Annotated in this window: 10 protein-coding genes and 1 riboswitch; of the genes, 5 read left to right on the top strand and 5 right to left on the bottom strand. The window is 61.1% G+C overall.

What is annotated here, in order from left to right:
- Nucleotides 1-8: 8 nt before the first annotated feature.
- The 4 genes from ACI2KA_RS12550 to thiC are packed head-to-tail and all read right to left on the bottom strand — an operon-like array spanning nt 9 to nt 3,782.
- A complete protein-coding gene (locus ACI2KA_RS12550; RefSeq protein WP_404502435.1) occupies nt 9-782 on the bottom strand; it encodes a thiazole synthase in 774 nt (257 codons plus the stop codon).
- A 4-nt stretch (nt 783-786) separates the two neighbouring features.
- Nucleotides 787-984, bottom strand: coding sequence for a sulfur carrier protein ThiS (gene thiS / locus ACI2KA_RS12545; RefSeq protein WP_404502433.1), 198 nt, complete (start codon nt 982-984; stop codon nt 787-789).
- Nucleotides 959-1,957 carry a glycine oxidase ThiO gene (gene thiO / locus ACI2KA_RS12540; protein ID WP_404502431.1) on the bottom strand — a complete coding sequence of 333 codons (999 nt, stop codon included), beginning with the start codon at nt 1,955-1,957 and terminating at the stop codon, nt 959-961. The genes thiS and thiO overlap by 26 nt, the downstream gene beginning before the upstream one ends.
- Before the next feature lies 1 nt (nt 1,958).
- Nucleotides 1,959-3,782, bottom strand: a complete 1,824-nt coding sequence (gene thiC / locus ACI2KA_RS12535) for a phosphomethylpyrimidine synthase ThiC (RefSeq protein ID WP_404502429.1) — start codon at nt 3,780-3,782, stop codon at nt 1,959-1,961.
- 94 nt (nt 3,783-3,876) lie between these two features.
- Nucleotides 3,877-3,988: riboswitch (TPP riboswitch) on the bottom strand.
- Between the two features lie 182 nt (nt 3,989-4,170).
- Between thiC and ACI2KA_RS12530 the strand changes: the two genes are divergently transcribed.
- From ACI2KA_RS12530 to ACI2KA_RS12510, 5 genes are read left to right on the top strand one after another with little or no spacing between them, the layout of a single operon-like run.
- Nucleotides 4,171-4,422, top strand: coding sequence for an acyl carrier protein (locus ACI2KA_RS12530; RefSeq protein WP_003504852.1), 252 nt, complete (start codon nt 4,171-4,173; stop codon nt 4,420-4,422).
- On the top strand, nt 4,422-5,603 hold the full coding sequence (locus ACI2KA_RS12525; protein WP_404502427.1) for an acyl-CoA dehydrogenase family protein: 1,182 nt from the start codon (nt 4,422-4,424) through the stop codon (nt 5,601-5,603). Before ACI2KA_RS12530 ends, ACI2KA_RS12525 begins: the two co-directional genes overlap by 1 nt.
- Nucleotides 5,604-5,607: 4 nt before the next feature.
- Nucleotides 5,608-6,516: an amino acid--[acyl-carrier-protein] ligase gene (locus ACI2KA_RS12520; protein WP_404502425.1), complete on the top strand. Its 909-nt coding sequence runs from the start codon at nt 5,608-5,610 to the stop codon at nt 6,514-6,516.
- Nucleotides 6,517-6,522: 6 nt separating this feature from the next.
- A complete protein-coding gene (locus ACI2KA_RS12515; protein WP_404502423.1) occupies nt 6,523-7,506 on the top strand; it encodes a DUF1839 family protein in 984 nt (327 codons plus the stop codon).
- Nucleotides 7,503-9,959 carry a glycosyl hydrolase 2 galactose-binding domain-containing protein gene (locus tag ACI2KA_RS12510; protein ID WP_404502421.1) on the top strand — a complete coding sequence of 819 codons (2,457 nt, stop codon included), beginning with the start codon at nt 7,503-7,505 and terminating at the stop codon, nt 9,957-9,959. The genes ACI2KA_RS12515 and ACI2KA_RS12510 overlap by 4 nt, the downstream gene beginning before the upstream one ends.
- On the opposite strand, the gene ACI2KA_RS12505 is transcribed toward ACI2KA_RS12510, so the two are convergent.
- Nucleotides 9,927-11,747 carry a hypothetical protein gene (locus tag ACI2KA_RS12505; protein ID WP_404502419.1) on the bottom strand — a complete coding sequence of 607 codons (1,821 nt, stop codon included), beginning with the start codon at nt 11,745-11,747 and terminating at the stop codon, nt 9,927-9,929. The genes ACI2KA_RS12510 and ACI2KA_RS12505 overlap by 33 nt on opposite strands.
- Nucleotides 11,748-11,805: the final 58 nt, after the last annotated feature.

The raw sequence follows: 11,805 nt of genomic DNA, 5'->3' as shown, positions 1-11,805 counted from the left end.
GGCCGCGATCAGGAGAAAACTGCCGTCCCGATCACGGGTGTCGAGGGAACGGCCATGTCCCGCGGCTCCAGCGGCCCGGACAGAAAAGCCCGATGACCGGCCTCGATGGCGTGAGCGAAAGCCTGCGCCATGCCGACCGGATCACGGGCTCCGGCAACCGCCGTGTTGAGCAGGACGGCATCGTAGCCGAGTTCCATTACCGTCACCGCGTGGGAGGGCCGGCCGATACCGGCATCGACGATCAGCGGTACATCCGCAAATCGCGCCCGCATCGATTTCAGCGCCGTCGGATTGAGCGGCCCCATGGCGCTGCCGATCGGCGCGCACCACGGCATCAGCACTTTGCAGCCCGCCTCCAGCAGCTTTTCGGCCACGACAAGATCGTCGGTCGTATAGGGAAAGACCTCGAAACCCTCGTCGCAGAGGATTCTCGCCGCCTCGACAAGGGCAAAGACATCAGGCTGCAACGTATCGTGATGACCGATGACCTCCAGCTTGATCCAGTTGGTGCGGAACACTTCCCGCGCCATCTTCGCCGTCAGCACCGCCTCCTTGACGGTATGACACCCGGCCGTATTGGGCAGGATTTGCCGATCCAGCTCGCGGATCAGCTCGAAAAACTGACCGCCCTTCTTAGCCCCTGCCATTTCCCGGCGCAGCGAAATCGTCAGAATATCCGTGTTGCTGGCCCGCACCGCATCGGCAAGGAGCGCGGGGGACGGATAACGCGCCGTGCCGAGCAGAAGACGGGACGAGACCTCGCGGCCATAAAGCGTCAGCATGGCCTCAACCTCCCTGCATCGGCGAGAGGATTTCGACGCGGTCGAAAGCCTTCAGCACGTAACCGGCGCGCTCCTGCGAATGCACCAGATCGCCATTGACCGCCGTCGCCAGCCATTCGCCTTCATAATCCAGGCTGGCGAGCAGGCCGGCCAATGTTTCGGCGGCAAGATCAAGCTCATCGCCATTCACCAGAAGTTTCATGATCCTGTTCCTTGTAAGAAAGCGTTTGGCGGACGATCCGGACCGCCTGCCCCGCCATGGCCGGCGAGAGCAGAAAGCCGTGCCTGTGCGCGCCGTTGATGAAGATGGTCCGGCCATCCTCGGTGACTTTCGGTAGATTGTCGGGATAGGCGGGACGCACGCCTGTCCCGGTCTCGATGATCTCCGCTTCCGCGAAAGCCGGATGAACGGCATAGGCGGCATTCAGGAATTCCATCATCGAGCGGGCGGAAATGGCACCCGTATCCTCCGTCTCGATCATCGTTGCGCCCACCATGAAACGACCGGGCTCGCGCGGCACGATGTAAAGCGGAATGCGCGGATGCAGCAGCCGGACGGGACGGGAGAGAGAAACCTCCCGCGTGGCGAGATAAAGCATCTCTCCACGCACGCCACGAAGGCTGGAAAGCGTCCCCACCGCCGCAGGCCCGGTGCAATCCACCACCCGGTCGAACCGCCGTTCGTCCACCAAAACCCCCAGGTGAAACCGTACACCCATGGCGCAAAGCCGTTGATGCAGCGATTGCAGCGCAAGGCGCGGATCGAGATGCCCTTCGCCCGGGAAATAGAGCCCGGACCGGAACCGCCCGGCAAGATCGGGCTCAAGCGCGGCGATTTCGCCCTCGTCCACCCAGCGATAGCCGCAGGTCCGCGATGCGAAACGCAACAGCTCGGCTTTGTCACGGGCCGGCGCGACGACCAGCGTACCGTTGCGCACGACAAGGCCGGGGGTTGCTTCCTCCCACCAGTCGAGCGCCACCTGGCCGAGCGCCAGAACGGCGTCTTCGGCGCTTTCACGCTCACACCATGGCGCCAGCATGCCACCCGCATAAAAGGACGCACCGCGCGATGGTTCGGCGTTGCGCTCCGACATCTCGACCGTAACGCCACTTCGCGCCAGCTCGAAGGCCGCCGTCAGACCGGCGACCCCCGTTCCCCTGACAAGAACGCGCATGTCATTCCGCATTCGCAGGTGTCGGCAGTGGCATGTAAAGCTCACCACCCTCCTTGAAGCGCGCGGCCATGGCCTCCAGCCCCTCCTTCTGCGCCTCGGCGCGGATATCGTGGGAAATCCGCATCGAGCAGAATTTCGGCCCGCACATGGAGCAGAAATGCGCGACCTTGTGCGCCTCTTTCGGCAGCGTTTCGTCATGGAAGGATCGCGCCGTGTCCGGGTCGAGCGACAGGTTGAACTGATCTTCCCAGCGGAACTCGAACCTTGCGCGCGACAGCGCATCGTCGCGCACCTGTGCTGCCGGATGGCCCTTGGCAAGATCGGCGGCATGGGCGGCGATCTTGTAGGTGATGACGCCGACCTTCACGTCGTTACGGTCCGGCAGGCCGAGATGCTCCTTGGGCGTAACGTAGCAGAGCATCGCCGTGCCGAACCAGCCGATCATCGCCGCGCCGATGCCCGACGTGATGTGGTCGTAACCCGGCGCGATATCGGTGGTCAGCGGTCCAAGCGTATAAAAGGGCGCTTCGCCGCAGGTCTTCAGCTGCTTGTCCATGTTCTCCTTGATCTTATGCATCGGCACATGGCCGGGGCCTTCGATCATCACCTGGCAATCCTTCGCCCAGGCGATCTGCGTCAGCTCGCCCAGCGTTTCGAGCTCCGCAAACTGCGCCGCGTCATTGGCGTCGGCGATCGAGCCGGGACGCAGGCCATCGCCCAGCGAGAAGGAGACGTCGTAAGCGCGGCAGATGTCGCAAATCTCGTCGAAATGCTCGTAGAGGAAACTTTCCTTGTGGTGATGCAGACACCACTTGGCCATGATCGACCCGCCGCGCGAGACGATGCCGGTGACGCGGTTGACGGTGAGCGGAATGTAATGCAGCCGCACACCGGCATGGATGGTGAAATAATCCACACCCTGTTCCGCCTGTTCGATCAGCGTGTCACGGAACACGTCCCAGTTGAGGTCCTCGGCAATGCCGTTGACCTTCTCCAGCGCCTGGTAAAGCGGCACCGTGCCGATCGGCACCGGCGAATTGCGGATGATCCATTCGCGGATATTGTGGATGTTGCGGCCGGTCGACAGGTCCATGACGGTATCCGCACCCCAACGGATCGCCCAGACCATCTTCTCCACCTCTTCCGCCATGGAGGAGGTGACGGCGGAATTGCCGATATTGGCATTGATCTTGACCAGAAAATTGCGGCCGATGATCATCGGCTCAAGTTCCGGGTGATTGATATTGGCGGGGATGATGGCGCGGCCGGCTGCCACTTCCTGGCGCACGAATTCCGCCGTGACATAATCAGGGATATGCGCGCCGAAACTCTCGCCATCACGCACAAGCTTTTCCTTGGCTGCCTCACGCCCGAGATTTTCGCGGATGGCAATGAATTCCATTTCCGGAGTGATGATACCGGCCCGCGCATAGGCAAGCTGCGTCACCGCCCTGCCCGCCGTCGCTTTCAGCGGCTGGTGGCGCACGGCAAATTCCGGCGTCAGGCGCTCGCCCGTGGCAAAGCCGTTATCTTCCGGCTTGACGTGCCGGCCCTCATAAGCCTCGACATCGCCGCGCGCCACGACCCAGTCGTGACGCAGGCGCGGCAGGCCCTTTTCGATCAGGACGGGATGGGCGGGATCGGTATAGGCACCGGAGGAATCATAGACCGTGACCGGCGGTTCGCCCGCGGTCGGATGAACGGCGATCTCGCGCATCGGCACGCGAATATGTGGATGAAGGATTCCCGGTTTATGGATTTTCGTGGAGGCGGCATGCGGTCCGGTGGTAACCGACAGCGGGATAGTCTTGGCAACGATATTCATCTTGAGGCTCCAAAGTTTGACAGTGGAGACCCAGTTCGAGCCGGAATGATGGAAAATACCGAAGTGCCGACACGGACGTCCTGACGCCAGCCGACCCTCGATCTTTGCACCGTCCCTACGCCAGTATGAACTGGATCAGGTTCAACGGGTCACTGCGCATGAAAGCAGAATCTCAGCCCCTTGACGGGACACCCCTGGTGAATGGCCATAGGAAAAGACACCGCCCGGCTTTTGTCAAGGCCGCTCATCAACGCTTGGCAAAGGTGCGGGAATGGCGCATGCTGCCGTTAGTTGTAATTAACCTAACGGTTTAGGTGAATATTATCGTTTGCGGCATAACGATAAGCACAAACCTTCCTAATGTTGATTTCATTGGAGATACGTCGGAATGAATGCGACTATTCGTGAAATACTGGCCAAATTCGGCCAGCTTCCCACCCCCGTCGATACGATTGCTGATGAAGCCGATCTTTACGCGGCCGGACTTTCTTCCTTTGCGTCGGTGCAATTGATGCTGGGTATTGAAGAAGCTTTCGATATCGAATTTCCCGATAATCTGCTGAACCGCAAGTCCTTCGCCAGCATCAAGGCCATTGAAGACACCGTTAAGCTCATTCTGGATGGTAAAGAGGCAGCCTGATGAACGTGACCGTAGCGCCGCAGGATGAAACTCTGTCCGCGCGCGCGGGCCGTGTCGCGACCATTGCCGCCGGACATGCGGACGAGGTGGACGTCACCGGCCGTTTCCCGGAAGAGGCCGTCACGGCCTTGAAACAGGAACGCCTGCTGGGCATCCAGATCCCCTCCTCCCTCGGCGGCGAAGGCGCATCCCTGCAGCAAATCGCCGATATCTGCGCCCGTCTCGGTCAGGCCTGCTCGGCAACCGCGATGATTTTCGCCATGCATCACATCAAACTGTCCAGCCTGGTGGAACACGGCGTCGACAGCACCTGGCATGCGGGTTTCATGCGGCGCGTCGCCGGTGAGCAGCTTCTGCTCGGCTCGGCCACCACCGAAGGCGGCATCGGCGGCAATCTGCGCAACTCCATCTGCGCGATCGAGGTCGAAGGCGATAGCTGCCGGCTGGAAAAGGATGCGACCGTCATTTCCTATGGCAGCAATGCCGACGCCATCCTCATCACCTCGCGCGCCCACAAGGATGCCGCGCCCGCCGACCAGGTGATGACCGTCTTTCTGAAAGATCAGTACATTCTCGAAAAAACCCATGTCTGGGACACGCTCGGCATGCGCGGCACCTGTTCGGATGGGTTTCTGTTCCGGGGCGAGGCGCCGGCGACACAGATATTCCCGAAGCCTTTCGCGGAAATCGCCGCGCAATCCATGCTTGCAAGCTCGCATCTCCTGTGGAGCGCCGTCTGGTATGGCATCGCCTCGGATGCCGTGCTGCGCGCACAGTCCTTCGTCAGGGCCGCGGCACGCAAGTCACCCGGCACCGCTCCTCCCGGCGCCATCCGCCTTGCCGAGGTGTCCACCAAGCTGCAGGTCGTCAAATCCAACATCATTGCTGGCATCAAGGCCTATGAGGACACCAAGGTCGACCCGGAAAAGCTGATGTCCATGGCCTTCGCGGTCGCCATGAACAATGTGAAGATCTGTTCTTCGGAAACCATTCTGGAAATCATCGACCACGCCATGCTGGTCTGCGGCATCATGGGCTACAAGAACGGCACGCCCTACAGCCTTGGCCGTCACCTTCGCGACGCGCATTCCGCCCGGCTGATGATTTCCAACGACCGCATTCTCGGCAATTCCGCCAATCTCCTGCTGGTTCACAAGCAGGATACCAGCCTCTTGGGATAAGACCATGGACATGCAAACATCGTTCCTCGATCGACTGTTCGAAGAAGGCCTGCTGATTGAAACCGGTGTGGACGGTCTTTATGGACGCAGCGGCCAGTTCGAGGACGTTATTGCCGCCTTCGAGCGGCTGATCGACCGCACCGGTGGCGCCGACGGCGCCGAAGCGATCCGTTTTCCGCCCGGCATCAACCGCGCCTATTTCGAAAAAAGCGGTTACATGAAGAGCTTCCCGCAGCTTGCCGGCACGGTCCATTCCTTCTGCGGCTGCGAACTCGACCATGTCAGCCTGCTGAAAACCATGGATGAGGGCGGCGACTGGACCAAGGACCAGAAGGCCACCGACATCGTGCTGACGCCGGCGGCCTGTTATCCGCTTTATCCGACGATCGCCAAGCGCGGCGCATTGCCTGCCGGCGGCGGTCTCTATGACATCCAGTCCTATTGTTTCCGCCATGAACCCTCCAAGGATCCCGCCCGCCAGCAGCTTTTCCGCATGCGCGAGTATGTACGCATGGGCACGGAGGCCGACGTCACCGATTTCCGCCAGAGCTGGATGGATCGCGGCGTCGACATGATGAAGGCGGTCGGGCTCGACGTCACCATCGATGTCGCCAACGATCCCTTCTTCGGGCGTGCCGGCAAGATGCTCGCCAACAACCAGCGCGACCAGAACCTTAAATTCGAGCTCTTGATCCCGGTCACGTCGACGACCAGCCCGACGGCCTGCATGAGCTTCAATTACCACCAGGATGCCTTTGGCCAGAAATGGGGCCTCAATCTTGCGAATGGCGATGTCGCCCACACCGCCTGCGTCGGTTTCGGCCTTGAGCGCATCGCACTCGCACTGTTTGCGCATCACGGTCTCGACGTGAAGAAATGGCCTGCAAAGGTCGTGGAAACGCTCTGGGGCTGACCATCCATGCGGCAGATTTTTTCCGGTCTCGATCCTCGAAACTACACGCAGCATCCGCTCCATTCCTCCGAAAGAATGTGGCCGGAAACCAATTGCTACATCGACTTGTGGATCGAGGTACTGGCCTCGAAAGGCCTGCCGCCGGAAGCCATGTTCGGTTTCACGCTCACGCAGGATTTCGAGGGCGACCAGTTCACCTTTTTCAAGGTGCCGCTGGAAGACCTCGAGGCGCTTTATGGCGTTCGCGCCACCGAACTTGCGATCTTCGACAGGGTGGAGAACCACATCGAGGCACAGCTCGAGCGCGGCCGCATCTGCCTGATCGAAATGGACAGCTTCTATATGCCGGACACCCATGGGGTGGGCTACCGGAAGGAACACGGCAAGACCACCATCGCCATTAACCGGCTCGATCTGGCGAGGCGGGAAGTCGACTATTTCCACAATGCCGGTTTTTTCCATCTGGCAGGCGAAGATTTCGACGGATTGTTCCAGCACCATCTGGCGGAAACCGGCCCGCCCTTCCTGCCCTATACGGAATTTGCGAAATTTGCAGACAGCAATCCCGCGCCGGCAGATATTCGCAAGACGGCCGAACGGTTGCTGAAGTTCCATTTCTCGCGCCGCCCCTCCGCCAATCCGGTCCGGGCTTTTGCCGCCGTGTTTCCGGCGCAGGTGGAAAAGATCGCCGAAAGACCCTTCGGCTTTTTCCACAAATACGCCTTCAACACCCTGCGCCAGCTTGGCGCCAATTTCGAACTGGCGGCAAGCCACTTCGAATGGCTGGAGGGCGACGACCTGTCTGACGCGCGCGATCATGCGCTGCGCATCTCCGAAGTCGCCAAGACCGTGCAGTTCCAGCTTGCCCGCGCTGTCACGCGCCGCAAATTCGATGCGCTGGTCTCGGTACTCGATCCGGCTGCCGATGCATGGGACGGCTTGATGGAAAGCCTTGCGGCGAAACTGTCAAATGCCAGCGAGGCAGCGTGAGGAGCTATATTCAGGACGACAGCGAGGAACTGCTGAGTGAAGGCTGGACGCTGACACTTACGCCGGCGAATGCCTGCGAGACCCCGTCTGACATTCCCTCGACACTGGAAACTCTGCACGTCTCCGTTCCCGGCACCGTGGCGCAGGCCCTGGAAGCCGCCGGAAAATTCGATCGCCTTGCCCCCGTCGCGCTCAACGACAGGGATGCCTGGTATCGGCTGACGATGATTTCCGATGCGCGTGAACGCGCCACCCTGCGTTTTGACGGTCTTTCCACCATTGCCGAAATCTTCTTCAACGGCGAACTGATCGCCGCCAGCCAAAACATGTTCGAAAGGCTTGAGGTGCCGGTCAGGCTGACAGGGGCGGACGAGCTGGCAATCTGCCTGCGCGCCCTCGCGCCGCGGCTCGAAAAAACCGGCCCGCGCGCCCGCTGGCGGCCGCAGATGATGAATACACAGGGGCTGCGGCTGATCCGCACCACCGCGCTCGGCTACATGCCCGGCTGGTCCCCCGAAATCCATGCCGCCGGTCCATGGCGGCCGATCAGCCTGATAAGGCAGGATGGTGTTCTCTGCACGGTCCGTTCTTCACTGGACGACGCCGGAACCGGAACAGTGAGCATCACCCTTGAAACCAGCCGGACCGTCACATCGGCACGGCTGCACTGCGCCGGTTACGGCGCCGATCTTGCCATGGATGAAAGTGGCAAACTTTCCGGAGAACTCCGCATACCCGACGTGGAGACATGGTGGCCGCACACGCATGGCAGACCCGCCCTGCACGAGATCATTCTGGAGCTGGACGGCAAGCAGCATCGGCTCGGGCGCACCGGCTTCAGGCGGATCGAGATCGATCACGGCGAAGACGGCCGTGGTTTCGGGCTCAAAGTGAACGGCCAGCCCGTCTTCTGCCGCGGCGCGGTCTGGACGACGGCCGATATTGTGCGTCTGCCCGGCGCAAGGCGGGATTATGAACCGTGGCTGCGAAAAGCCGCCGAAGCCGGCATGAACATGATCCGTATCGGCGGCACCATGACCTATGAAACGCCGGCATTCCTCGCGCTTTGCGATGAGCTTGGCATCATGGTGTGGCAGGACGCCATGCTCGCCAATTTCGATTATCCGGCAAAGGATGATGCCCTTCGCCAGCATATCGTTGCGGAAATCTCGCAATTCCTTGAGGCGACGGCGCTTTCTCCGTCGCTTGCCGTTTTCTGCGGCGGCAGCGAAATGTACCAGCAGGGCGCGATGCTCGGCCTGCCGGAACAGATATGGAAAGGCGCGCTGACCGAAGAGATCTTGCCGGAACTGGTCGCCGGGAAAAGGCCGGATGCGGCCTATGTCGCCAATTCTCCCTCCGGCGGCGCGCTGCCGTTTTTTCCCAATGCCGGCGTCGGCCATTATTACGGTGTCGGCGCCTATTGCCGCCCGCTGGAGGATGCACGTCGCGCCGATATACGCTTTGCCGCCGAGTGCCTCGCCTTCGCCAATATCCCCGAGCAGGAAACGCTGGACAGATATCTTCCCGGCATGGCCGTGCACGATCCGCGCTGGAAAGCCCGCACGCCACGCGACCGCGGCGCCTCCTGGGACTTCGAGGATGTCCGCGATCACTATCTGAAGCTGCTTTACGATGTCGAGCCGGACGTGCTGCGACGGGAACACGGCAGCCTTTATCTCGACATGTCCCGGGCTGCGACAGCCGAGGTTATGGAGGCGACCTTCGCCGAATGGCGGCGCGGCGGCTCTTCCTGCCGGGGCGCGCTGGTCTGGACGCTGCAGGATCTCGTTCCCGGCGCGGGCTGGGGTATCATCGATGCCACCGGCAGGCCCAAATCCGTCTGGCATGCCTTGAAGCGAGCGTTCCGCCCCATTCAGGTCAGTCTTTCCGATGAAGGCACCAATGGGCTGGACATTCATCTTATCAACGAAACCGGTGACGGCTTCGACGCCATGCTGGAACTGACCTGCCTACGCGATGGCATGCAACCTGTCGTCCATACCAAAAGGCCTCTGACGCTTTCGCCGCGGCAGAGTCAGACGATTGCCGCAACCGATTTGTTCGGCGCCTTTTTCGATACGACCTATGCCTATCGCTTCGGCCCGCCCTCCCATGATGTCACTGTCGCCCGGCTTCGCGACGTGACGAATGGACATGTCATTGCCGACGCCTTCCATTTCCCTCTCGGCCGGAAAAAGGCGCTGCATGCCGCAAACCTGCAGGCGGAGATCAGCGAAACCAACGGCAATTGGTCGCTTGAGATCGGCACGGACCGGCTGGCGCAATCCGTCCATGTCACGGCGGAAGGTTACCGCGCATCGGAGAACTGGTTCCACCTCGGCCCGGGCGAAACCAGGAAAATCAGCCTGCTGCCCGACACGGCGACGACCGAGACGCCGCCTTCCGGAGAGGTCGTGTCACTGGGTTCCAGCCGGCGGTTTTCCTTCTAGAGCCTGCCGCTTCACCGCCTCGATGTAAATCTTCCTCGCTTCCGGCGTTGAAAGATTGTGATCGGCATCGGGAATAATGGTCAGCGAGACATTCTGATAGGCTGAGAGGCCTTTGCCATCGGCATCGAAATAATATCGGAAATGCTCCAGGCCATCGTCATGATCACTATAGAGCAGACGAATGGCGGTATTTTTCGTCTTCAATCTGTCGAAAGCATCATAGACGGCACGTCCTTCCTCGCTACTCCAGCGGAACAGCCTTGCCGTTTTTGTCGAAAGCCTCTTTATCGTTGCCTTGACAATGTTCAATCCGGCACTTGCCACATCGACATCACCGCTGATGAGGCGCCTGAATGTCGCGCCTTGGCGAAAGCGCTGGCTGTATTCGCCAAAGGAACGCGGCCGCTTGTGCAGGGCCTCGTCAACAGAGCGACCTTTTCGCCAATGAAAGACAACCGGATTGACAGCAACCACGGCGCCGATCCTGTCATCGGCAAGCGCGCTGTTAAAAGCTAGGTAGGCGCCGCTGCACCGGCCCGCCGCGATAAAAGGACCTGTACCGCGCTTGCCGAGAAAATCGAGGGCAGCGGCCATGTCCTCATTCTGCGCCGCATCATAAAGAACCTGGTCGGGCACATTATCAACCGGCGGGCTGTCGGCAATATTGGCGGCATCGAAGCGGAGAGACGCAACCCCATCTCGCGCAAGCGCGCGCGCGGTCTGAACGGAAAGCCTGCCCCAGCCCGCGTGCCGGTCATAGGCCGCGCCAAGCAGAAGAACCGATGAAACCACCCGGCCGCCGTCCGGCGCGCAAAACACGCCGAAAAGCCGGCCGCCTTCGCCAAATTGCACCGGCTGCTCGACAAAACCGCGACCGCGCTGCGGCGCATTGAGAACGTCATCCTCCCCAGGAATCTCCAGGCTTCCGGCGCGGCTCTGCGCCAGAACCCAATTCACCAGCTGGGTCACCACATCGCCGGATATTTTCGAGAGTGTCGGGCTGGAGACGAGATCGTCATAACCCGCAAACTCCACCGCCTCCACCTCGCCGCCGATCGCCGCAAGATGTTTGGCGAAATCGGCATCGGTCACGCGGCCCGGCCGCGACAGAACCAGAATGGCCGGAGCCGGAACCTCAGTCAGATTGGAAAGATTGACCTTTTTGACCGCCTCCGCGACACCCTCCGGCATGACCATGCCGGCAATCGCCCCGGCCTCCGTCAGGCGTTGCCCCGGCAGCAGACCAAGGCCATCGTCGATCATGGACGACCACATCGCCAATTCACGCAGATAGGCGCGACCGGAGACGACGGGCGCGAGAAACGCCATGGAACCGACCGCCGCAGTCCCGGCAAGCGCCTGCGCGGCGATCGGGCAGCCAAGACCCTGCGCGATGACGGTGACGCCGCGACAGCCGGAAAGGCGCTTGAGGCGATCGAGCGCCATTCGCGTGTCGGAAATCCAGTCCGCCGCACGGCCTGCGTCATCCGGATCGAGCGCGTCGCCTGCGCCGGTATAGTCGAACCTCAGGCTTGCGACACCGGAGGCAGCCAGCCGTTCCGCCAGAACCCGTTGAAACTTGCGGCTGCACAGCTCCTCCATCCCCCATGGGCTCACGAAAAGCACGGCATGATCCTGCCCTACATCTTTGCGCGCCGGATGAAAAATGCCCGTAAGCCCTTCAAAAGACACCGGATGCGCAATGGCCCCGGTCGATGCGACGCCGGAAAGCGACACTGCATCAGGGACCGGATCGCTGCCTGCACGCTCTGAAATATCTATAGCCATCGACTTTGCCATCATTGCGCCAGTGTCTGGCTCAACCATTACGGGATCATTGTATCGA

Origin of the sequence: Agrobacterium sp. NPDC089420 (assembly GCF_044900305.1) — a bacterium.
Classification (GTDB): Bacteria; Pseudomonadota; Alphaproteobacteria; order Rhizobiales; family Rhizobiaceae; genus Agrobacterium.
The sequence above is the reverse complement of the archived record's forward strand: the minus strand, read 5'-3'. Positions and strand labels throughout refer to the sequence as shown.